The 22,500-nt window shown below is 71.1% G+C and carries 19 protein-coding genes; 9 read left to right on the top strand and 10 right to left on the bottom strand.

All coding sequences use genetic code 11. The annotated features are described in order from the left end of the window. Nucleotides 1-99 precede the first annotated feature (99 nt). From EAO75_RS41905 to EAO75_RS41885, 5 genes are all read right to left on the bottom strand, one after another. Nucleotides 100-1,122 carry an MASE1 domain-containing protein gene (locus EAO75_RS41905; protein ID WP_148000249.1) on the bottom strand — a complete coding sequence of 341 codons (1,023 nt, stop codon included), beginning with the start codon at nucleotides 1,120-1,122 and terminating at the stop codon, nucleotides 100-102. A gap of 5 nt (nucleotides 1,123-1,127) precedes the next feature. Beyond that, nucleotides 1,128-1,973 (bottom strand): PP2C family protein-serine/threonine phosphatase, encoded by an 846-nt coding sequence (locus EAO75_RS41900; RefSeq protein WP_148000248.1) that lies wholly within the window; start codon nucleotides 1,971-1,973, stop codon nucleotides 1,128-1,130. Between the two features lie 148 nt (nucleotides 1,974-2,121). Then, nucleotides 2,122-5,085 carry a SpoIIE family protein phosphatase gene (locus tag EAO75_RS41895; RefSeq protein ID WP_148000247.1) on the bottom strand — a complete coding sequence of 988 codons (2,964 nt, stop codon included), beginning with the start codon at nucleotides 5,083-5,085 and terminating at the stop codon, nucleotides 2,122-2,124. An 84-nt stretch (nucleotides 5,086-5,169) separates the two neighbouring features. Next, complete coding sequence (locus tag EAO75_RS41890; protein ID WP_261989633.1) at nucleotides 5,170-5,739, bottom strand: GtrA family protein; 570 nt, start codon at nucleotides 5,737-5,739, stop codon at nucleotides 5,170-5,172. Nucleotides 5,740-6,028: 289 nt separating this feature from the next. Continuing rightward, nucleotides 6,029-6,859 carry an NAD(P)H-binding protein gene (locus tag EAO75_RS41885; RefSeq protein WP_148000599.1) on the bottom strand — a complete coding sequence of 277 codons (831 nt, stop codon included), beginning with the start codon at nucleotides 6,857-6,859 and terminating at the stop codon, nucleotides 6,029-6,031. A gap of 98 nt (nucleotides 6,860-6,957) precedes the next feature. On the opposite strand from EAO75_RS41885, the gene EAO75_RS41880 reads away from it, so the two are divergent. After that, nucleotides 6,958-7,356, top strand: coding sequence for a winged helix-turn-helix transcriptional regulator (locus EAO75_RS41880; RefSeq protein WP_148000246.1), 399 nt, complete (start codon nucleotides 6,958-6,960; stop codon nucleotides 7,354-7,356). 18 nt (nucleotides 7,357-7,374) lie between these two features. On the opposite strand, the gene EAO75_RS41875 is transcribed toward EAO75_RS41880, so the two are convergent. Continuing rightward, the gene (locus EAO75_RS41875) at nucleotides 7,375-7,851 is read right to left on the bottom strand and encodes a MarR family winged helix-turn-helix transcriptional regulator (protein WP_148000245.1); all 477 of its coding nucleotides are present in this window, start codon (nucleotides 7,849-7,851) and stop codon (nucleotides 7,375-7,377) included. A gap of 78 nt (nucleotides 7,852-7,929) precedes the next feature. On the opposite strand from EAO75_RS41875, the gene EAO75_RS41870 reads away from it, so the two are divergent. The 8 genes from EAO75_RS41870 to EAO75_RS41835 all read left to right on the top strand — a co-directional run bounded on the left by EAO75_RS41870 (nucleotide 7,930) and on the right by EAO75_RS41835 (nucleotide 17,961). After that, nucleotides 7,930-8,301, top strand: a complete 372-nt coding sequence (locus tag EAO75_RS41870; RefSeq protein WP_148000244.1) for an HGxxPAAW family protein — start codon at nucleotides 7,930-7,932, stop codon at nucleotides 8,299-8,301. 39 nt (nucleotides 8,302-8,340) lie between these two features. Next, complete coding sequence (locus EAO75_RS41865) at nucleotides 8,341-9,216, top strand: DUF2797 domain-containing protein (protein WP_148000243.1); 876 nt, start codon at nucleotides 8,341-8,343, stop codon at nucleotides 9,214-9,216. Between the two features lie 128 nt (nucleotides 9,217-9,344). Further along, complete coding sequence (locus EAO75_RS41860) at nucleotides 9,345-10,085, top strand: response regulator transcription factor (protein ID WP_148000242.1); 741 nt, start codon at nucleotides 9,345-9,347, stop codon at nucleotides 10,083-10,085. Further along, nucleotides 10,082-11,695 carry a sensor histidine kinase gene (locus EAO75_RS41855; RefSeq protein WP_148000241.1) on the top strand — a complete coding sequence of 538 codons (1,614 nt, stop codon included), beginning with the start codon at nucleotides 10,082-10,084 and terminating at the stop codon, nucleotides 11,693-11,695. The genes EAO75_RS41860 and EAO75_RS41855 overlap by 4 nt, the downstream gene beginning before the upstream one ends. A gap of 14 nt (nucleotides 11,696-11,709) precedes the next feature. Beyond that, entirely contained in the window at nucleotides 11,710-13,197 is a 1,488-nt protein-coding gene (locus EAO75_RS41850) for a bifunctional glycosyltransferase family 2/GtrA family protein (RefSeq protein ID WP_148000240.1), read from the top strand. After that, nucleotides 13,194-15,416 carry an ArnT family glycosyltransferase gene (locus EAO75_RS41845; RefSeq protein WP_148000239.1) on the top strand — a complete coding sequence of 741 codons (2,223 nt, stop codon included), beginning with the start codon at nucleotides 13,194-13,196 and terminating at the stop codon, nucleotides 15,414-15,416. Before EAO75_RS41850 ends, EAO75_RS41845 begins: the two co-directional genes overlap by 4 nt. 134 nt (nucleotides 15,417-15,550) lie before the next feature. Next, nucleotides 15,551-17,068, top strand: a complete 1,518-nt coding sequence (locus tag EAO75_RS41840; RefSeq protein WP_148000238.1) for an MFS transporter — start codon at nucleotides 15,551-15,553, stop codon at nucleotides 17,066-17,068. Nucleotides 17,069-17,196: 128 nt separating this feature from the next. Beyond that, complete coding sequence (locus tag EAO75_RS41835) at nucleotides 17,197-17,961, top strand: TetR/AcrR family transcriptional regulator (RefSeq protein ID WP_148000237.1); 765 nt, start codon at nucleotides 17,197-17,199, stop codon at nucleotides 17,959-17,961. Nucleotides 17,962-17,964: 3 nt separating this feature from the next. On the opposite strand, the gene EAO75_RS41830 is transcribed toward EAO75_RS41835, so the two are convergent. The 4 genes from EAO75_RS41830 to EAO75_RS41815 form a co-directional block, all read right to left on the bottom strand. Beyond that, on the bottom strand, nucleotides 17,965-18,438 hold the full coding sequence (locus tag EAO75_RS41830) for a PPOX class F420-dependent oxidoreductase (RefSeq protein ID WP_148000236.1): 474 nt from the start codon (nucleotides 18,436-18,438) through the stop codon (nucleotides 17,965-17,967). A gap of 49 nt (nucleotides 18,439-18,487) precedes the next feature. Then, the gene (locus EAO75_RS41825; protein ID WP_148000235.1) at nucleotides 18,488-19,312 is read right to left on the bottom strand and encodes a YceI family protein; all 825 of its coding nucleotides are present in this window, start codon (nucleotides 19,310-19,312) and stop codon (nucleotides 18,488-18,490) included. A 96-nt stretch (nucleotides 19,313-19,408) separates the two neighbouring features. Continuing rightward, nucleotides 19,409-21,919: an MFS transporter gene (locus EAO75_RS41820; protein ID WP_148000234.1), complete on the bottom strand. Its 2,511-nt coding sequence runs from the start codon at nucleotides 21,917-21,919 to the stop codon at nucleotides 19,409-19,411. Between the two features lie 13 nt (nucleotides 21,920-21,932). Further along, nucleotides 21,933-22,430, bottom strand: a complete 498-nt coding sequence (locus EAO75_RS41815) for a MarR family winged helix-turn-helix transcriptional regulator (protein ID WP_148000233.1) — start codon at nucleotides 22,428-22,430, stop codon at nucleotides 21,933-21,935. Nucleotides 22,431-22,500 lie beyond the last annotated feature (70 nt).

Genomic DNA, 22,500 nt, shown 5'->3' with positions numbered 1-22,500 from the left:
ATCCGGGGTCTCTTGCGTTTTCGGGTGAAGTTCGGGTTTGTTGCGGGTCGTTCGGTCGTGGGGTGTAACCGATCGTCGGGCCGGGCCAGTTGGTGGGGGCTACTTCCGGTGTTTGTGGTCCTCCATCCGTAGGGCCGGGTGGTGGTCGGGGGCCAGTTGGGACAAGGCCTCCGTGAGGCGTTCGCAGGCTTCTCTCAGGGCTCGGACCGTTTGGTTGCGTTCGGCGATGGTGGCGGACAGCAGGAGGGACGTCAGGGCCACGGTGCCGTTGAAGGCCTGGAGGATGACCATCTTGGCGAGGAGGTCCTGGCCGGAGAACGGGCCCGCGCCCGCCGCGCCGGCGGAGATCGCGACGACCGAGGTGATCAGTGCGCAGGGCGCGGCGCCGGGGAGTTGGAAGCGGAAGGCCGCCCAGATCAGGAAGGGGACGACGAGGAAGAGCAGGTAGAGCGGGCTGCGGGTGGCCACGATGGAGGCCACGGTCGTGCCGGCCAGCAGGGCCGCCGCCTCGACCCAGCGCAGAAGGGGGACGCCGTGTGGTCGGCGCACGGTGCGCGCGGCAAGGAGGAGGGGTGCGATGACGAGGATGCCCATCGCGTCGCCCGTCCACCACACCGACCAGGTCGGCCAGAAGTCGTCGGCCGTCAGCGCGTCGGAGGCCACCAGTACCCCCGTGCCGAGCGTCGCGCTGATCAGCATGCCTCCCAGGGCGCCGAGGAAGATCAGGGCCAGGGCGTCCTGGAGCCGGTCCAGGGTGGGGCGGAATCCCACGCGCAGCAGGAGGAGGCAGGCGCAGACCGGGGCGATCGTGTTGCTCGCCGCGATGGCCAGCACCGGCAGGATCGACGGTCCGAGCGTCACGTTCACCAGGAACGCCCCGAGCGCGATTCCCGGCCACATGCGCAGGCCCCAGAGCAGCAGGGCGACCAGGGCGATGCCGGTGGGCGGCCAGAAGGGCGTGACCTGGCCTCGTACCAGCTGCTGCTCCAGACCCAGTTTGGCGCTGCCGTAGTAGGCGGCCGCGACGACGACAAGGCGCAGTGCGTGGGTGGCGTAGTCGCGCAGCCGCAGCCCTTGGCTCCGGGTTCCGCGTGACGCCTCGGGGGCGACCAGGCCGTACATCCCGCTCACCCTTCGCCGATGTCGCCGGTGTCGCCGGTGTCGCCGTAGCGCAGGACGAGGACCGCGGCGTCGTCGCTGTGGCCCGTGAGGTCCGCGACCTTGATCACCTGAGCGGCCAGATCGTCGGGGTCGGTGCCGCAGCCATGGCCGACCAGGTCGGCCACCCGCTTCAGGCCGTCGTCGATCGGATAGCCGGGGCCCTCCACCACGCCGMCGGTGAGCAGCACGAACGCGCCCGTGTCGGACAGTCGCCGGCGGGACGACGGGTAGTGCTCGCCGGCGTGGATGCCCAGCGGCAGGCCGCCGTCGTTCAGGACGATCTCGCAGCGGCCGTCGGTCGTGGCCCAGACCGCCGGGACGTGCCCGGCGCGGGCGTCGCACAGCTCCCTGGTGACCGGGTCGAAACGCAGGAACGTGCAGGTCACGAAGAGCTCGGAGGCCATCGCGACGAGCAGGTCGTTGGTGCGCCGCAGCACCTGGGCAGGTTCGGTGGTGAACGAGGCGACGGCGCGCAGGCAGGTGCGCACCTGTCCCATGTGCGCCGCGGCCTCGACGTCGTGGCCCTGGACGTCCCCGATCGCGAAACCCACCGAGCCGTCCGGCATGTGGAAGCCGTCGTACCAGTCGCCGCCGATGTCCAGACCGAGCCGGGCGGGGGTGTACCGTCCCGCCGCCCGCAGGTACGGCACGTCGGGCAGCTCGGCGCACAGGACCTGCCGCTGCAGCGCGGCGGCGAGCTCGACGCGTGCCTGGTGGAGCTTGATCTGGTCCAGTATCCGGCCGGTGAGATCCCCGAGCTCCTGGAGCAGCTCTCTGGTGGCACCGGCCGAATCGGTGCGGCGGCGGGCCATGGCATCACACCCCGGGGTCTCGCGGAGCGCCATACGCGGCGATACGTCGCACCTGCGCGGCGATACGTCGCATATGTGGCGCTTTCACGGTACCCCCGTGACGGGAGGGTCCTCTCGCGTACGGCCCGATTCAGCCGTACGGCACGTTTCAGTCCTGGTCGCCGAACGCCAACGCGTCCAGGTCCCCGTCGAAGTCCTCCCCCAGCCCCGGCAGGTCCAGGAACATGCGCTCCAGTGGGTCGGGCACCGGGGCCTGCGGGGAGTCCCGTACCGGGTCCGGTGCCGTCTGGAGGGGCTGTTCCGTCCAGATGCACTTGCCCGTCGGTGTGTACCGGGTCCCCCAGCGCTGCGACAGCGCGGTGATCAGCTGGAGCCCCCGGCCCCCCTCGTCCGTGTCCGTCGCCCGGCGTATCCGCGGCATCGTCAGGCTGCCGTCGAAGACCTCGCAGATCAGGGCGGCGTCGTGCAGGAGCCGTAGGCGCAGCGGGCCCTTGGCGTGGCGGATGACGTTGCCGACGAGTTCGCTGGCCAGCAGCTCGGTGGTCGGGGTGAGGGGCTCCAGGTCCCAGGCCGCCAGCTGCTTGCGGATCAGGGCGCGGGCCTGGCCCGCCGCCCTCGGGTCCTTCGGCAGCGGCCAGGAGGCCATGCGGGAGTCGGGCAGGGCGTGCAGGCGGGCCAGGAGGAAGGCCGCGTCGTCGGCCGCCTGGTGGCCGGCCGGGAGCAGGGCCGAGGTGACCCGCTCGCACAGCTGCTCAAGGTCCGTCGCCGTGCCGTCGGCGTGGGCGGTGCGCAGCACCTCGGCGAGCGCCGCCATGCCCTCGTCCATCTCGCGCTTCGACGACTCCACGAGGCCGTCGGTGTAGAGCGCCAGCACGCTGCCCTCGGGGACCTCGACCTCGGTCGTCTCGAAGGGGGGCTCGGCCGCGCCCAGGGGCGGGTCGGCCGCCAGGGGCGGGAAGACGACCGTGCCGTCGGGGTGCAGCAGGGCCGGCGGCGGGTGGCCCGCCCTCGCTATGGAGCAGACGCGGGTCGTGGAGTCGTACAACGCGTACAGACACGTCACGTACGACTCCTCGCCCATGGCGCCGACGATGTCGTTGAGGTGGCTCATGATCTCGTCGGGCGGCAGTTCGAGGTCGGCCAGGGTGTGGACGGCCGTGCGCAGGCGACCCATCGTCACCGCCTCGGGCAGACCGTGGCCCATGACGTCGCCCACGACCAGGGCGACCTGGCCGCCGGACAGCGGGATGATGTCGTACCAGTCGCCGCCCACGTCCATGCCCTGGCCGGCCGGCAGATAGCGGGCGGCGGCCGTGCAGGCGGGGACGGCGGGCAGGTCGCGGGGGAGCAGGCTGCGCTGGAGCTCGCGGGAGCGGGTGTGCTCGGCGTCGAAGAGGCGGGCGCGCTCCAGTGCCTGGGCGACCAGGGCGCTGGTCGCGGTCAGCAGGGTGCGTTCCTCGTCGGTGAGCAGGCGCGGGTGGTCGAAGGTGATCGCGCAGATGCCGAAGGTGTGGTCGGAGGCCGTCAGCGGGAGCAGGGCCCAGGACTGTTTGCCGGCGCGGGCGGGCAGGTCGGCCAGCTCGGGGTAGTGGGCGGCGAACTCGCGGGGGGTGGACAGGAACAGGGGTGCGCCGGCCAGGATCGCGTCCCACAGCGGGCTGGGCTGTGTGCGCTCGCGGCCGTCGAGCACGGCGAGGACGTCGTCCGGGTAGCCGATGGAGCCGACGGTGTGCAGCCGGTCGTCCTCCACGGTCTGCACCACCAGACCGGCCGCGTCGAACGGCGGCAGCACCCCGCGCCCGACCGCGTCCACCACGTCGGCCGAGGTCGTCGCCTTGGCGAGCGCCGCGGTCAGTTCCCCTATCCGGGCCGCGCGTTCGGCGGCCGCCCGGTCGGCGGACCGGCGCTCCTCCTCAAGGCGTCGCTTCTCGGTGACGTCGGTGAAGTAGATCGTGCGGCCGTCGGGGCCCGGCACCAGCCGCAGATGGCACAGGCGCCCGTTGGGCAGCCGTACGTCGAAGCTCACCGACTTCTCCGCGGCGGCGGCCTGCCGGCAGCGGATCTCCAGGCCGGGCACCTGCTCGGCGGCGGGCAGGTCCCACAGCAGACAGCCGAACAGCTCCTCCTCGGAGAAGCCCAGGGTGCGTTCGGCCTCCAGGTTGGCGAAGGTGATCCGCCAGTCGTCGTCCATCGCGAGGAAGCCGTCGCTCATGTGGTGCAGGGCGCGGCTGAGCGCGTCACGCGCGGAACGGGGCTCGTTGCTGTCCCAGCCCACGCCTATCATCCGCTGGGGCTCGCCCTGGTCGTCGTACGTCGCCCTGGCGCGGGCCTGGGTCCAGCCCCAGGTGCCGTCCAGCTTGCGCACCCGGTACTCGGCCTCGAAGACGCTGCCGTCGCGGATCGCCCGGTCCGCCGCGGCCAGCGTCGGCGGCAGGTCGTCGGGGTGGACGCAGCGCATCCAGTCCTCGACCTTGCCGGTGTACTCCTGCGGCCGGGTGCCGTACAGCTCCAGGGCGGCCATGTCCCAGATCAGGTCGCCGGTGCGGATGTTCCAGTCCCAGGAGCCGACGCTGACCTCCTTCAGGGCCTGGCGCAGACGCTCGCCGCTCTGCTCGGGCTGCGCGGGCCGTGCCGGGCCGGTCGGCGGCGGTGCCTGGCCCATACGGTCCTCGGTCCAGGCGACGACGGCCCGCAGGAACTCCCAGTGCTCGTGGTCCGGTTCGCCCCGGTCGTCCATCAGGACGCTGAGGGCGCCGGTGCCACGGTTGCCGCTGTACAGCGGCAGCGCGGCGAGGCCGGTGCCGGGCCAGGCGGCGTCCGGGGAGTCGGCCGCGCCGGCCGGGCTCAGCGGGACCCAGACGCCGTTGCCCTCGCGCAGTGCGCGGGCCGGGGCCGGCGGGCCCTCCTGGTCGAGGATCTCCCAGGAACGGGTGAGATCGGGCGGGAGCCCGGCCGTCGACACCAGGCGCAGCGCGGACATCGGGCCACGCAGATGGATCATGCCGCCCAGCGCGCCCAGCTCGCCCACCGCGTGCTGCAGGGCCAGCCGGAAGACCTCGCTTTCCGCGACACCGGGGGCCACCGTGCTGAGCAGTGCCAGCCGAGCGTTCATGTCGCGGACTTTACCGCTGCGACCCCGGGCAAACCCACGCTTCGCAAGATCCTCACGGCCGCCGCAGAGGCTGTTGATGGAGAGTCAACAGGCAGGAACACAGGGTGAGTTGAGGGTGGCGGACGGAGCCCGTTCACCACGTCGGGTGAGGGGGAGCAGTCCGTCCACCGGTGGGGCCGCGGCCATACGACGGACGGGACCCTTGCGCTCCGTCCGCTCGGCGAACACGAACACCCGCAGGACCAGGAACCGGGCGATGCCGGCCAGCCCGGAGGCGGTGAGGTAGACGGTCTGCTCCCAGACCATGCCGGGCGCCGGCTGCACGGCGTGCAGGACGAGCATCGCGGCGGTCGTGGCCAGATAGGCGGCGACGGCCGACCCCGACGACTGCGCATGCCGCCGCCAGCCGGGGCGCCGTCCGGTGCCGAAGGTGAACAGGGCGTGCAACTCGGTGCACAGGAGCGTGCCGGCGATGGTGACCAGGGCGTTCGCGACCGCCCAGGGCATCGCGCCGGCCAGCATCGGTACGGCCGCGCCGGAGAGCAGCCCGACACCGCCGCCGCACACCACGAACCGGGCGAACGAGGAGAGGGGACCCGGCCTCGACGGGCTCGACGGCGTCGGGTTCGGCCTCGACGGGCACTGCGACTCCATGGCGGCTTCCTTCCGGGCGGGCGGGTCCTCGACGGGCCACAGCTCATCCCGGCACGGCTTCAGCGGGGCCTCAGGCGGGCTTCAGCCGGTTTCAACGGGGCCTCGCCGGTTGCAACGGGGCTTCAGCTGGGATCAACCGGGGCCAACGATGCCGCCGTTCAGGCGTCGGCACGAGGGAGTGACCTCCCGGACCGGAGGTAGGGCAGGCTCCACCATGCGGGGGTGGATGTCCGCCGGGCCCGGGCGGGAGGCTCAGGATCCAGTGCCCGCAACAGACCGGCGCCGCCGCCTACTTGAAGGCACCGGCATTGCGTCCCGCCCAGTCCGCGAACGAGCGGGCCGGCCGCCCGAGGACGCGCTCCACGTCCGGGCTCACCCGCCGCAGCGCCTCCGGCGGAGCCCCCAGCATGTCGAGCGTGCTCTCGACGACGGGCTCGGGCATGGTGCGCAGCATGTGCTCGCGGGCCTGTGCGCGGGTCAGTTCGACGAACCGCACCGCCTCACCCAGAGCGGCCTCGATCGCGGCGGTCTGCTGGCGGGGCGTGACGGGCGCGGGGCCGGTCAGCTCGTACATCTCGCCGGCATGCCCCGGTTCGCGCAGGGCGGCCGCCGCCACCTCCGCGATGTCGGCCGGGTCGACGGTCGGCAGGGCCGTGTCGCCGAAGGGGGCGGCGACCTCCCGGCGTGCGCGGACCAGGTCGGCCCACTGGAGGGCGTTGGAGTGGAAGCCACCCGGCCGCAGCATCGTCCACTCCAGGCCCGATGCCTTGACGGCGTCCTCCAGGAGTGAGGGGTGGTCGCCCGTGCCGACGCCCTGGGAGGACAGCAGGACCACGCGCCGGACGCCGGATCCCCGTACGACGTCCAGGACGGCGCCGAGGTCGCCGCCGGCGCCCATGAAGTCGCCGGACGTCAGCAGGAACAACGCCTTGGCCCCGTCGAGCGCGGGCTCCAGGCGGGCGGGTTCGGTCAGGTCGGCCTGGTGGTGGCGGGTGGTCCCCGCCGGAATGTCCTGCGCGGAGATACGGCGGGAGACCGCCGTCACCTGCTCCCCCGCCTCGACGAGGGCCCGCACAAGTGGCCTTCCCACATTGCCGGTTGCTCCGGTCACCACGATCATCATCGGTCTCCGTTTCCGAGTTCGGATCTCGTACGGCGACGCTACTGTTGTGGGGGTAGTAGGTACCTAGAGGAAAGTATTGGCAGACAGGGGAAGTTGTGACCGAGGCCACAGGGAGCCGGGCTCAGCGCGGCGTCGATCCGGAGAACGCCTGCCCGATCGCCCCCGTCGTCGACATCGTCTTCAGCCGCTGGACCACCCCGATCCTGTGGGCGCTTCACGAGTACGGCCGTCAGCGCTTCGTCGAACTGGAGCGCCGTATCGGCACCATCACGCCGAAGGTGCTGACGCAGCGGCTGCGGCAACTGGAGCGCGACGGGCTGGTCGTGCGCACGTATCACGCGGAGGTCCCGCCGCGGGTCGAGTACGAGATCAGCGAACTGGGGCGCAGCCTGGCGCCGTTGTTCGCCGCGCTGTCGGAGTGGTCCGTCCATCTGGGCGAGGTGGAGCGGGCGCGGGTGGAGTACGACGGGCGGGAGGGCGGCCGCGGCCGTTGAGAGCCTGTGCCCGGGGCGTCAGTCGGTGCGGCAGTGCTCCTCCAGGTAGCCCGCCGCCAGCGAGTTCGCGCGGGTGAACCAGTCGGTCAGGACGGCGATCTCCTCGGGGGAGTAGTCGGCGAAGAGGTCCATCAGACGGGCGTAGTAGGGCTCGTAGATCTCACGGATACGGGCCTCCGCGTCCGGGCGCGCGGCCACCCGCACACGGCGGCGGTCCGTCGGGTCGGGACGACGGGTGACGAAGCCCGCGCGTTCCAGGCGGTTGAGGATGCCGGTCACCGCGCCCGTGGTGACGTTCACCCGCGCCGCCAGGTCGCCGGCCGTGAGCAGGTTCTCGCCGGCCTCCAGGACGTAGCCGAAGCAGGTCAGGTCCGTGACGTTCAGGCCGACCTGCGCGGCGATCTCCTGCTGTCCGACCATCGAGGTCGCGATGAGGTGGTCCATCGCCGACAGGGCCTGGGCCGGAGAGGCGGAGGGGCGCGGCTTGGCTTGCATCTTCCTTGTTACCTTAGCTTGTGAGAGATTTACTGCCTAAAATTCTTACGGAGTGAGTGATTCTGAGGAGGTGGGCACGTGAGCCAGTATGACGAGGGGCACACGGTCGCGGGGTGGACCGGAACGGGGATCGCGACCGTCGGTTCCGGCGTGCTGGGTGCGGGGATATGCATGGTTTCGGCCGCGCTGATCGTGGTCGGGTCCGGGATTCTGGCGGCGAGTGTCCTGGTCACCTGGGCGCTGCATCTGACCGGGTGGGGCAAGCCGCCGGGCGTGCGGCCTCGCGGGGAGTGGCGGATGGGGGCGCGGGACCTGYCGGCGCGGGACGGGCATGCGGACTGCTGGGGGTGCCGGCTGGCGGGGCGTGGTCGGCGTACGTCGGCGGTGGCGTCCGAGGTGGACGCCGTGGCTGGGCAGCCCGAGCCCGTGGCTGCTGAGGCCGGTCGCTGAAGGGGCGTTGTCAGTGGCAACCCCTAGTCTCGAAGAGCGATGGCACAGGCATGGAGATGCAAGGGGCTGCGCTGGTCGGCGGACGGCCCTGAGCTGGCGTGGGACGGCGGTCGGCGCTCGGCGCTGACCTGGGGGAAACGGGTGGCCTTCGGGGTCGCGGAAGGGGGCGTGCGGACATGCGTGGGAGCGCGGGGGCATGCGTGTGCGGTGCGGGCGGTCGTGCCGGGGCGGAGCACAGGGGCGCGGTGCGAGGAGTGCGCGCGGCTGGACCGGGCGCACTCGGTGGCCGCCGACACGATCGCGGACGACCCTCGGCCGTACCACGTATATCTGGCCTGGTTCGGCCCCGGGATGACCAAGGTCGGCATCACCGCCCTTGAGCGCGGCTCGGCCCGGCTGCTGGAGCAGGGCGCGGTCTGCTTCAGCTGGCTGGGCGCGGGCCCACTGATGGCGGCCCGGCGCACGGAGGAACTGCTGCGGGCGGCCCTGCGGGTGCCGGACCGGATTCCTTACGCCGACAAGCGGGCGGTGCGCTCGGGGTTGCCGGCGTCGGCGGCGGAGCGGGCTGCGGAGGTCGAGGACCTGCATGCCCGGGCGGTGGCGCTGGACGCCTGGCCGGAGTCCCTCACCCGCGAGCCGTGCCAACCGGTCGATCACGCCGGGGTGTTCGGGCTGGCGGATCTGCCGGCGGCTGTGGGTGACGTGACCGAGCTGGTCGCGGGCGGGGCGGTGAGCGGGCGGTTGGTGGCGGCCGCCGGGCCGGATCTGCATGTCGAGACGGTCGGCGGCAGGGTGGTCGTGCTGGACAGCCGGTTGATGACGGGGTGGGAGCTGGTTCCTGTGGGTGGGGGAGATGAACTGACGGTGCCTGTGCGGGAGTTCAAGGAGGCGAGTGTGCAGGACGGCTTGTTCTGAGTGGGTTGCCGTCCCCCTTCGGCGCCGAGGAGAACCCAGGTACTCCCTGAGAGCCTCCTGTGCGTTTCTTAGGAAAATCACAGGTTGCGGAAAGCGTGTTCTAAGAGGACCCCGACAAGGTGTCCGCTATGACCACGACCTCGCCCCAGGGGCGCACCGAACTGCTGAGGCCGGACGGGAGCCCCGTCCGAGTGCTTGTGGTGGACGACGAGATGTCGATCACCGAACTGCTGTCCATGGCCCTTCGCTATGAGGGCTGGCAGATCCGCAGCGCGGGAGATGGCACGGGTGCCATCCAGACCGCGCGCGAGTTCCGGCCCGACGCCGTCGTCCTGGACATGATGCTGCCGGACATGGACGGGCTGACCGTCCTCGGGCGGCTGCGCCGGGAGCTGCCTGAGGTGCCGGTGCTGTTCCTGACGGCCAAGGATGCCGTCGAGGACCGTATCGCCGGGCTCACCGCCGGTGGCGACGACTACGTCACCAAACCCTTCAGCCTGGAGGAGGTCGTCGCCCGGCTGCGCGGGCTCATCCGGCGCTCCGGTGCCGCCGACCGCCGCTCCGACTCCGTGCTGGTCGTCGGGGACCTCACCCTCGACGAGGACAGCCACGAGGTGTCGCGGGCCGGGGAGGGCATCCACCTCACCGCCACCGAGTTCGAGCTGCTGCGGTTCCTCATGCGCAACCCGCGGCGCGTGCTCAGCAAGGCCCAGATACTCGACCGCGTGTGGTCGTACGACTTCGGCGGGCAGGCCAATGTCGTCGAGCTGTACATCTCCTACCTGCGCCGGAAGATCGACGCCGGGCGCGAGCCGATGATCCACACCCGGCGTGGTGCCGGCTATCTGATCAAGCCCGCGGCGTCATGAGCGGGCGACGACGGCCGCGTGCGCAGAAGAAACGGGCAGGTCAGCCGCGTACCCTGCGSACGCGGCTCGTCGTCGCGTCCGTGGTGTTGATCGCTGTGGTGTGTGCGGTGATCGGTACGGTGACGACGCTGGCGCTGCGGTCCCACCTGTACGACCAGTTGGACGACAAGCTGAAGGAATCCGTCGGGCGGGCGGTCGGCTTCGGCGGGCCTCCCGGCAGCCGCCCCCAGAACAGCGGTGACTCGGTCGTCAAGGGCGTCAAGAACTTCACCCTCGACGACTTCGTGACGCGAGGCCCGCAGCCGACCGGCACGATCATCGCCAAGGTTCAGAACGGCACCATCACCGATGCCAAGGTCGGCGAGAAGGACGAGAACAGCACCGACGGCTTCGGAATGGTGGCCAACGACCTCACCGAGTCCGAGACCGAGGCGCTCAACAGCGTCTCCCAGGACGGCGAGAAGCACACCGCCGACCTCAGCTCCCTCGGCGAGTACCGCGTCCTGTACGAGACCGGCGACAACGGCAGCTACTACGTGGCCATCCCCACCGAGGAACTCACCAGCACCGTCAACACCCTCATCCTCGTAGAGGTCAGCGTCACCGGCGCCGGCCTCATCGCCGCCGGAATCGCCAGCTCGGTCCTCGTCGGCGTAGCCACCCGCCCCCTCCGCCGCGTCGCCGCCACGGCGACCCGTGTCTCCGAACTCCCCCTCCACACCGGCGAGGTCAACCTCAGCGAACGCGTCCCCGAGTCCGAGACCGACCCGCACACCGAGGTCGGCCAGGTCGGCGCGGCGCTCAACCGCATGCTGAACCACGTCCACGGCGCCCTCCACTCCCGCCAGCAGAGCGAGATGCGGGTACGGCAGTTCGTGGCCGACGCCAGTCATGAGCTGAGGACGCCCCTCGCCTCCATCCGCGGGTACGCCGAGCTGACCAGACGCGGGAGGGAAGACGTCGGCCCGGACACCAAGCACGCTCTCGGCCGTATCGAGTCCGAGGCCGGGCGTATGACCCTGCTCGTCGAGGATCTCCTCCTGCTCGCGCGTCTCGACGCGGGGCGGCCCCTTCAGTTCGAGCAGACCGACCTGATCCCCCTCGTCGTGGACACCATCAGCGACGCCCGAGCCGCCGGCATGGACCACAACTGGCGCCTCGACCTGCCCGACGAACCCGCGCTCGTCTCGGCGGACGCGGCACGTCTGCAACAGGTGCTCGTCAATCTCCTCGGCAACGCCCGCAACCACACCCCACCCGGTACGACGGTCACAGCCCGTGTTCAAAGGCGGGGCCCGTGGCTGTGCGTGGACGTCGAGGACAACGGCCAGGGAATCCCGCCGGATCTGCTCCCGCACGTCTTCGAACGGTTCGCGCGCGGCGACTCCGCGCGCTCCCGCGCCACCGGCTCGACCGGCCTGGGCCTCGCGATCGTGCAGGCCGTGGCCACCGCGCACGGCGGTGCCGTGACCGTCGACAGCGTGCCCGGGCGGACCGTTTTCACGGTGCATCTGCCCGCGCTGCCGACGCCGCCGAGCCCTGAAATGAGCTGGCAACAGCACTCACAGGCACAGCACAGCGTCACCACATGGGTGGAACAGGGCGCCTGACAAAAGTCGGTGTCATGCGAACCGACTCTTCTCCCGGCACCCTGCCGGCGCGGGAGCACCTCCCGGCCGGAGACGCCGGTACGCCTGTCCTGGACGTAGTGATCCCCGTCTACAACGAGGAGAAGGACCTCCAGCCGTGTGTGCTGAGACTGCATGATCACCTCAAGCGCACCTTCCCGTACGCGTTCCGCATCACGATCGCGGACAACGCGTCGACGGACACCACCCCCCAGGTGTCGCGGCGGCTGGAGGCGGAGCTCCCGGAGGTCAGGGCCTTCCGGCTGGAGCAGAAGGGCCGCGGCCGGGCGCTGCGGACCGTCTGGTCCGCCTCGGACGCGCCGATCCTCGCCTACATGGACGTGGACCTGTCCACCGACCTCAACGCCCTGCTGCCGCTGGTGGCACCCCTGATCTCCGGTCACTCGGACCTGGCGATCGGCTCCCGGCTCAGCCGCAGCTCGCGCGTGGTGCGCGGTGCCAAGCGGGAGTTCATCAGCCGCTCGTACAACCTCATCCTGCGCGGCTCGCTCCAGGCCCGCTTCTCCGACGCCCAGTGCGGCTTCAAGGCGATACGCCGCGATGTCGCCCAGGTGCTGCTGCCGCTGATCGAGGACACCGGCTGGTTCTTCGACACCGAGATGCTGGTGCTCGCGGAGCGGGCCGGTCTGCGGATCCACGAAGTGCCGGTCGACTGGGTCGACGACCCCAACTCCACGGTCCACATCGTGAAGACGGCGACCGACGACCTCAAGGGCGTGTGGCGGGTCGGCAAGGCCCTGGCGTCCGGCTCGCTGCCGCTGGACCGGATCGCCCGCCCCTTCGGCGACGACCCCCGCGACCGCGAGATCAAGGACGTACCCAAGGGCCTGGCCCGCCAGCTCGTCGGATTCTGCGTCGTCGGCGGCCTGTCCACCCTGTTCTATCTGCTCCTGTACAGCGGCTTCCGGGTCTTCACCGGCTCGCAGATCGCCAACGCGCTCGCCCTGCTGGTCTCCGCGATCGCCAACACGGCGGCCAACCGGCGCCTCACCTTCGGCGTGCGCGGCCGTAGCGGCGCCGTACGGCACCAGGCGCAGGGCCTGGTCGTCTTCGGCATCGGCCTCGCCCTGACCAGCGGTTCGCTCGCCGCCCTGAACGCCGCCAGCAGCGACCCCGCGCACTCCACCGAGCTGGCGGTCCTCATCGCCGCCAACCTCGCGGCGACCGTGCTGCGCTTCCTGCTCTTCCGGGCGTGGGTCTTCCCGGACCGGCGTGACACCGATGCGACCGTGGTCGCCTCCCACCTGCCGGTCGCCAACCCCTCCTCCCCGGCCTGCTCCATGGCCCAGCCCGGTCACTACGGCCCGCTCCCGCAGCGCCCCGTGACCCAGCGAGCGCCCCATGACCCGTACGACACCACCCAGTTCCGCGCCGGTGAAGCCGCGGACGGCAGCTGGCGGGACGCCACCATGCAGTTGCAGCCGGTGCGCCCGCACGACACCGACTCGAGGGACTCCCGATGACCGTCCACTACGACCGGCAGACCAGCCACGAGACCCACGAGACCCACGGCAGAGGCACAAGCCCCGCCACCTGGGGCCCTCCCCCGACACCCCCGCCCGCCGCCCCGGCCCTCGACGCCGGCGAACCCGAGCAGCCCTTCCTGCGGCGGATGTGGCGCGGCCGCCCCGAGGACCCGCGCTGGGCGCGCCCGGCCTTCCTCGGCCTCCTCCTCGCCACCTTCCTCCTCTACGTCTACAACCTCAGCGCCTCCGGCTACGCCAACTCCTTCTACTCGGCGGCCGTGCAGGCTGGCAGCGACTCCTGGAAGGCCTTCTTCTTCGGCTCGCTGGACGCGGCCAACGCCATCACGGTCGACAAGCCCCCGGCCTCCCTGTGGCCGATGGCCCTGTCCGTCCGCCTCTTCGGCCTCAGCTCCTGGGCGATCCTGCTCCCCGAGGTCCTCATGGGCGTCGGCACGGTCGCCGTGGTCTACGCGGCCGTACGCCGCCGCTTCAGCCCCGCGGCGGGCCTGATCTCGGGCGCGGCGCTGGCGCTCACCCCCGTCGCGGCGCTGATGTTCCGGTTCAACAACCCGGACGCGATGCTGGCCCTGCTGATGGCCGTGGCCTGCTACTTCGTCATCCGGGCCATGGAGGACGGCCGTACCAAGTGGCTGGTGTGGGCCGGTGTCGCCATCGGTTTCGCGTTCCTCGCCAAGACCCTCCAGGCGTTCCTGATCCTTCCGCCGCTCGCGATCGTGTACGCGGTCTGCGCGCCGGTGTCGGTGAAGAAGCGGGTCGGTCAGCTTGCCGCCGGCCTGGTCGCGATCGTCGTTTCCGGCGGCTGGTGGGTCGCGATCGTCGAACTGTGGCCCGCTTCCTCCCGCCCCTACATCGGCGGCTCGCAGAACAACTCCTTCCTTGAACTGACCTTCGGCTACAACGGCCTCGGCCGGCTCAACGGCGACGAGACCGGCAGCGTCGGCGGCGGCGGTGGTGGCGGCAACGGCGGTGGCAACTGGGGCGAGACCGGCTGGGACCGCCTCTTCAGCTCCAGCATCGGCGGCCAGATCTCCTGGCTGATCCCGGCCGCGCTGATCCTGCTGGTCGCGGGCCTGGTGGCCACACGCAAGGCGCGTCGTACGTCGGTGACGCGCGGTTCGTTCCTCGTCTGGGGCGGCGCGCTGGTCACGACCATGCTGGTCTTCAGCTACATGCAGGGCATCTTCCACGAGTACTACACGGTCGCCCTCGCCCCCTACATCGCCCCGCTGATCGGCATGGGCGCGGTGCTGTTGTGGGAGAAGCGCGACAAGGCGTGGGCGTCGCTGACGCTGGCCGGCGCGATGACGGCCACCGCGGCCTGGGGCTACGTACTGCTCAACCGCTCCTCCGACTACCTGCCCTGGCTGAAGTGGGTCGTGCTGGTCGGCGGTCTGGCCGCGGCGCTGGGCCTGATCTTCGCGTCCAGGCTGGGACGTCAACTGACCATGGGCGTCGTCGGGTTGGGCCTCGTCGCGGCGCTGGCCGGTCCGGCCGCGTACACCCTCACCACGGTGAACGAGGGCCACTCCGGCTCGATCGTCACCGCGGGTCCCGCGGTCGCGGGCGGCCGTGGCGGCCCCGGCGGTGGCGGAGGCATGGGTGGCGGCCCCGGCGGGGGCGGTATGCCCGGCCAGAACCAGCAGGGTCAGGGCCAGCAGGGCCAGGGCCGGCAGGGCGGTCAGAATCAGCAGAACGGCAACGGCTTCCCCGGTGGCGGCATGCCGGGTCAGCAGGGCCAGCAGAACGGCAACGGCAACACCCAGAACCAGCAGGGCGGCGGTCAGATGGGCGAAGGCGGTCGCATGGGCGGTGGCGGCGCGGGCGGTCTGCTCAACGGCGCCAGCGTCYGSGACGAGGCCAAGGCACTGCTGGAGAAGAACGCGAGCGACTACACCTGGGCCGCCGCGGCCATCGGTGCCCAGAACGCCGCGAGCTACCAGCTCTCCACCGGCGACCCGGTGATGGCGATCGGCGGCTTCAACGGCACCGACCCGTCCCCGACGCTGGCCGAGTTCAAGGAGTACGTGGCGGACGGAAAGATCCACTACTTCATCTCCAGTGGCAGCGGCGGCGGCATGGGCGGCAGCAGCAGCGGCACGTCGTCGCAGATCAGCGAGTGGGTCGAGGCCAACTTCAAGCAGGTGACGGTCGGTTCGGCGACGTTCTACGACCTGACGCAGCAGACCGGCAGCTGACGGTCCGCGAAGACGAAGGGCGTACGGCTTCGGCCGTACGCCCTTCGTGCTTTCCGGCTTTCCGGCTTCCGGCTTTCCGGGGCGGAGGAAATTCGCGTTGTACGCTGTATGGGAACTGTTCTACGGTGTACAGCATGACGACGTCCCCCCAGGAGCAGGCCCCTGCCCAGCCACCGGCCCAGCCACAGCCCGCGGCACCGGGCGGCCACCCGCAGCGCTGGCTGATCCTCGGTGTCCTCTGCCTCGCGGTGCTCACCGTGGTGCTCGACAACACCGTTCTGAACGTGGCCATCCCCTCGCTCACCCGCGAACTGGGCGCGGCCACCTCCGACATCCAGTGGATGATCAACGCCTACTCGCTCGTGCAGTCGGGTCTGCTGCTCACGGCGGGCAGCGCAGCCGACCGCTACGGCCGCAAGAAGTTGCTGGCCGTGGGCCTGGCGCTGTTCGGCGCGGGCTCGCTCGTGGCCGGCCTCGCCGACTCCACGGGCCAGTTGATCGCGGCGCGGGCCGGTATGGGCGTCGGCGGCGCGCTGCTGATGACCACCGTCCTGGCCGTGGCGATCCAGATCTTCACCCCGGAGGAGCAGCCGAAGGCGATCGGTATCTGGGCCGCGGTGAACTCGCTGGGCTTCGCGGCCGGACCGCTGCTCGGCGGCTTCATGCTGAACCACTTCTGGTGGGGCGCGATCTTCCTGATCAACATTCCGGTCGCGGTGCTGGCCCTGGTGGCCGTCGTGGTCCTCGTCCCCGAATCGAAGAACCCCCAGGGCGACCGCCCCGACCTGCTGGGCGCCGTGCTCTCCACGATCGGCATGGCCTCCCTGGTGTACGCGATCATCTCCGGGCCCGAGCACGGCTGGACGTCGGGCCGGGTCCTGCTGACGGCGGCCGTGGCGATCGTCGTGCTGGCCGCCTTCGCGTACTGGGAGAGCCGGATCCCTTACCCCATGATCGACATGCACTTCTTCCGGAACCGTCAGTTCACCGGCGCGGTCTCGGGCGGTGTCCTCATCACCTTCGGCATGGGCGGCTCGCTCTTCCTGCTGACCCAGCACATGCAGTTCGTGCTCGGTTACGAGCCCCTGGAGGCCGGGCTGCGGACGGCCCCGCTCGCCCTGATGATCGTGGCGCTGAACTTCACCGGCGTGGCGGCGAAGTGGGCGGCCCGCCTCGGGACCCCGCTCGCCATCGGGCTCGGCATGGCGGTGATGGCGGCGGGGCTGGCGTCCATCGCCACGATGGCCTCCGGCGGTTACGCCGGGACGCTGCTGGGGCTGGTGCTCATCGGGGCCGGTGCCGCGGTCGCCAGTCCGGCGATGTCCCACGCGATCATGAGTGCGATTCCGCCGGAGAAGGCGGGGGTCGGCGGGGGGATCAACGGGACCGTGGCGGAGTTCGGCACCGGGTTGGGGGTCGCCGTGCTGGGGGCGTTGCTCAACTCGCGGTTCGCGGCGTTGATTCCGGTCGCGGCGACGTCCCTGCCGGGGGCGTTGGCGGCTGCGGGGTCGGATGAGGAGAAGGCGGAGATCACGGACGCGTTCTCCTCCGGGCTGGAGAGCAGCCTGCTGGTCGGGTCCTTGGCCGTATTGCTGGGTGGGTTGGTCGCGGGGACGTTGTTGCGGCGCGCGGAGAGGGCAAATAGCGCCTGAGAGCTGGGGTCATACGGTTGTTGGGCGGCTGCGGGTCGTGTGTGGTTGTTCGCGCAGTTCCCCGCGCCCCTGAGGGGACGATGCCGCCTAGCATCTTGATCAGTCGAGGGAGTCGAGGAAGGTGCGCCATGGCCAGGGCAGCCCGGCAGTCCGCGCGGACCAGTGTCTGGTTGGAGGGGAAGGACCGGCGAGGTGGGCGCGGCGGAAGTCAGCCCTCCGGGCTCGACCGGGACCGGATCACCGAAGTGACCGTGCGGCTGCTGGACGCGGACGGGCTGGCCAAGTTCTCCATGCGGCGGCTGGCGGGCGAGCTGAACGTGACCGCGATGTCCGTCTACTGGTACGTCGACACCAAGGACGACCTCCTCGAACTCGCCCTCGACGCCGCCTTCGGTGAACTGACCCTGCCCGACCCGGACACCGACGAGGACTGGCGCGACCAACTGCGCACGCTGGCCCGCGAGTACCGCGGCCTGCTGGTCCGCCATCCCTGGCTGTCGCCGCTGATCGGCACGTACGTCAACATCGGCCCGAACAGCCTGGCCTTCTCCCGGCTCGTCCAGCGGATCATCCGCAAGACCGGCCTGCCGGCGCACGGCCTGGTGGCGGCCATCTCCGCCGTCTTCCAGTTCGTGTACGGCTTCGGCACGATCGAGGGCCATTTCATCGCCCGCAGCGCGGCCTTCGGCATGACTCCCGACGATTACTTCCAGCACGCCATGAGCACGGTGACGCAGGCTCCGGAAGCCGCCGACCTCGTCCAGGAGTCAGCGGAGCTGATGGAGGCCCGGGGCGGCGACACCGTGGAGGAGATGTGGGAGCGGGACTTCGAGTTCGCCCTGGACCTGCTGGTGGCGGGCATCGAGGCAATGGTGGCGCGAAGCGCCCCTTAGGGGCTAAGCGCCACCCTCAACGAGCCGCGCGGGAAACCCGCCCGTCGCCACCGGCCCCCACCCCTGCGGCGTCACCCGGATGATCGACTTCCCCTGCTTCACCATCGCCGCCCGGTACTCGTCCCAGTCCGGATGCTCCCCGGCGATGTTCCGGTAGTACTCGACGAGCGGCTCGACGGACTCCGGCGAGTCGACGACCTCGGCGGAACCGTCGATCTGCACCCAGGGCCCGTTCCAGTCGTCGCTGAGGACGAGGACGCTCACCCGCTCGTCCCGCTTCGCGTTGCGCGTCTTGGCCCGCTCGGGATACGTCGACATCACGATCCGCCCCGAATCATCGACCCCGCAGGTCAACGGCGAGGCCTGCGGACTCCCGTCCGCCCGCCGGGTCAGCAGGATCGCGCGATGACGGGGCCGTACGAAGTCGAGCAACTCTTCGAGCGAGACGCGCGTGTTGGTCGCGATGTTCGGTGCCATGGGGTCAGCCTAGGGGCCGACCGGCCCTCTCAGGCTGACCCTGGCGTGCCTACCCTTGCGGCAGCGACTCCCCCTGCACCGCCTGAATGTCCAGCTCGACCTTCAGCGTCGTACCGATGGCCGCGATCCCCGCCTGGACGACCTGGTTGTAGTTCATGGCGAAGTCGTCCCGGTGCAGCTCGGCCGTCGCGCGGAACGCGGCCCGCGTCCCGCCCCACGGGTCGGCGCCCGTGCCGAGGTAGGCGAGGTCGAGGTCCACCGGCCGTACGACACCGTGCATGGTCAGCTCGCCGTGCACGGTCCAGCGGTCGGTGCCCGTGGCGGCCGTAAGACCCGTCGAGCGATAGGTGATCTCGGGGTACTGCTCCACATCCAGGAAGTCCGCCGACTTCAGGTGCCCGTCCCGCATGCCGTTCCCCGTGTCGATCGAGTCGGCCCGGATCGCCGCCTCGACCCGCGACTTGGTCACATCGTCCGGCGCGATCTCGATCGAGCCCGAGAACTGCGTGAACCGGCCGTGCACGCTGGAGATGCCCAGGTGCTGGGCGACGGCGGCCACGCTGGAGTGCGCCGGGTCGACGGTCCACGGTCCCGGCGGCGGCAGCTCCGTGCCGCCCTGCCGGGCCAGCGTCACCGTGCCGACCTCGGCGCGGCCGCTCGCGGTGACGATCGCGCTCGCGGCGGCGGGCGCGTAGCCGACTGCGGTGACGATGACGGTGTACGCCCCCGGGGGCAGGGGATTGGCGTCCCGTACGGCCCCCTCCGCGTCCGCCTCCACCCGCAGCACCTGTGTTCCGGTCATGTCCGTCACCGTGACGACCGCGTGCGACACGGCCCAACCGTCCCGGGTACGGATCCTCGCGGTCAGTCCCATCTCACGTACTCCTCAGAAAAGTCCCAAAGAAACCGGCCCGCGGCGGCGGCGCACCTCCGCTCAGAGCGCGCCGCCCGCCACGGGCCGGGGTTCCAACTACTCGCCGGGGTGGGCGAGTTCGATGTCGTGGTCGTCGGCGCCGCGGCCGGTCACCGTCAGCGCGGTGGCGACCGGCGGGTAGCCCGTCGCGATGACCGTGTACTCGCCGCCGTCCAGGTCGGTGAAGGCGTACGCCCCGTCCGGACCGGTCGTCGACGTGCCGACGACGTTGCCTGCCGCGTCGACCAGGGTCACGCGGGCGTCGGCCAGCGGACCGTGCGGCGCCCGGACGACGCCCTGGATCTGGGCGCCGGCCTCCAGGTCGACCTCGACCCGGGTGACCCCGGTGCCGCCGATCTCGACGGGCAGGGCGCGCGGCCGGTATCCGGCGGCGTTCACCGCGACGGTCACGGCGCCCGGCACCAGCTCGGCGAAGCTGAACTCGCCCTGCTCACCGGTGGCGGCGGTGGCCAGCAGGTCGCCGCGCACATCGGTCACGATGACCATCGCGTCCTTCACCGGCKGCGCGCTCTGTGCCGTCCGCACGACACCGCTCAGGCCGCTCGTGCCGCTGAGCAGGATGTCGTAGGCCACCGCCTCGTCGCCGTTCACGACGATCGTGGAGGCCTGCGGCTGGAAGCCGTCGGCGGAGGCGATCAGGACGTACGACCCGGCGCCCGGCGCGTCCACCGCGTAGGAACCGTCGGCCTGCGCGACCGAGCGGCCCAGCTGACGGCCGGCCAGCGAGATCAGCGTCACCGCGGCCTGCGGCACCGGCGCGCTCTCGGCGCCCCGGACGAAACCGCGGACGGGGACGCCGCCGGACGACGCACCACCGGTCTCCTCGGCGCGGGCCACCGTGGCGACGGCGGCGAGCTGCTGGGTGCCCTCGGGAGCGGCCTCGGTCTCGGAAGACGCGACGGCCCAGCTGGGGGTCCGCTCCTGCGCGGCGGTCGGCTCGGCCGCCGGGGTCTGCGCCGGCTCCGGGTTCTCCGCCTCCGCGGCCTGCGCCAGCGCGCCCTTCGTCTTCAACGGGACCTCCTTGATGAACAGGGCGAACAGGAGGGCGAGGAAGGCGATCGGCGCTGCGTACAGGAAGACGTCGGCGACGCCGTGGCCGTAGGCGCTCTCGATGACCGTGCGCACCGGGCCGGGCAGCGCGTCGAGGTCGGGGATCTCACCGTGGCCCGAGCTGCCCTGCACGCCCAGCTTGGTGAGGCCCTCCTCGGCGTAGTGGGTGATGCGGTGGCTGAGGACCGCGCCCAGGGCCGAGACGCCCATGGCGCCGCCGAGGGAGCGGAAGAAGGTCACGACCGAGCTCGCGACGCCCAGGTCGCTCGGGGCGACCTGGTTCTGGGTGGCGAGGACCAGGTTCTGCATCATCATGCCGACGCCAAGACCCAGCAGGGCCATGAAGATCGCGACGCGCCAGTACTCGGTGTCGTAGCGGATCGTGCCCAGCAGCCCGAGGCCCGCCGTCACCAGCACACCGCCCGCGAGCAGCCATGCCTTCCAGCGGCCGGTGCGGGTGATGACCTGGCCGGAGACGGTCGACGAGACGAACAGGCCGACGATCATCGGGATGGTCAGGACGCCGGACATGGTCGGCGACTCGTTGCGGGCCAGCTGGAAGTACTGGCTGAAGAAGATCGTGCCGGCGAACATCGCGATGCCGACGAAGAGGGACGCCAGCGAGGCGAGCGTGATGGTGCGGTTGCGGAACAGGCGCAGCGGGATGATCGGCTCGCTCGCCCTGGACTCGACGAAGATGAAGATCAGCAGCAGCGCGAGCGCGCCACCGGTCATCGCACCGGTCTGCCAGGACAGCCAGTCGTACTTGTCACCGGCGAAGGTCACCCAGACCAGCAGCAGGCAGACCGCGGCGGTGATGAAGAGGGCGCCCGCCCAGTCGACCTTGACCTTCCGCTTGACGACCGGCAGGTGCAGGGTGCGCTGGAGCACGATCAGGGCGATGACCGCGAACGGCACGCCGACGTAGAAGCACCAGCGCCAGCCGAGCCAGTCGGTGTCGGTGATGACGCCACCGATCAGCGGGCCGCCGACCATCGCGGTCGCGAAGGTGGCGCCGAGGTAGCCGTTGTAGCGGCCGCGCTCACGCGGGGAGATCATCGCCGCGAGGATGATCTGGGCCAGCGCGGACAGACCGCCCATGCCGATGCCCTGCACCGCGCGGAACGCGATGAGCATCCCGGCGTTCTGCGACAGACCGGCCAGCGCGGAGCCGGCCACGAAGATCACCAGGGACAGCTGTATGAGGAGCTTCTTGGAGAAGAGGTCCGCCAGCTTGCCCCACAGGGGTGTGGACGCGGTCATCGCCAGCAGGGAGGCGGTGACCACCCAGGTGTAGGCGCTCTGGCCGCCGCCGAGGTCCTTGATGATGTCGGGCAGCGCGTTGGAGACGATCGTCGACGACAGGATCGCGACGAACATGCCGAGCAGCAGCCCGGTCAGCGCTTCCATGATCTGCCGATGCGACATCGGGGCGCCGGAAGCGCCCGATGAATGCTTGGCGTGCGCCCGCACACCGGCTGGTGTGGTCGTTGCCATGGGGTTCCTTTTCCTACTGGGTGATCGCGGGTGTACGGGTGGAGTGTTCGGGCTGGTCGGGCGGCGGCGCTCTGTGCGCGGACCGGCAGTCGTCGAAGCTCGCCCGCAGCCGGGTCATCAGCCGGGTGAGCTGGGCGACGTCCTCGTCGTTCCAGTCGCTCAGCCGCTCGGCGAGCAGCTGTGTGGTGCGCCGGGACATCTCCCGGACGCGGTCCTCGCCCGCCGGGGTGAGGCGCAGAATGCGGCTGCGTTTGTCCGCCGGGTCGGGGGAGCGCTCGATCCAGCCGCGCTCGGCGACGTGGGCGACATGGCGGCTGGTGACCGACATGTCCACGGCCAGCAGCTCGGCGAGCTTGCTGATGCGCATGTCCCCGTGGCGGCTCAGCAACGTCAGCACGGCGGCGGAGCCGGAGGGACAGTCGGACGGCAGGATCCGCGCCATCTCCCTCTTCACGGCGCCGAAGGCGCTGAACTGACGAACCAGCTCCTCGTACTGCGCCTGCTCGGCCATCACACCTCCGTCGTTTGTTGCTTAGGGCAACCATAGAATACGTTTGGTTGCTACAGGCAAATAAACGGGG

It is taken from the genome of Streptomyces sp. UW30, from assembly GCF_008042075.1.
Classification (GTDB): domain Bacteria; phylum Actinomycetota; class Actinomycetes; order Streptomycetales; family Streptomycetaceae; genus Streptomyces.
This window is presented reverse-complemented; position numbering and strand designations above follow the sequence as displayed.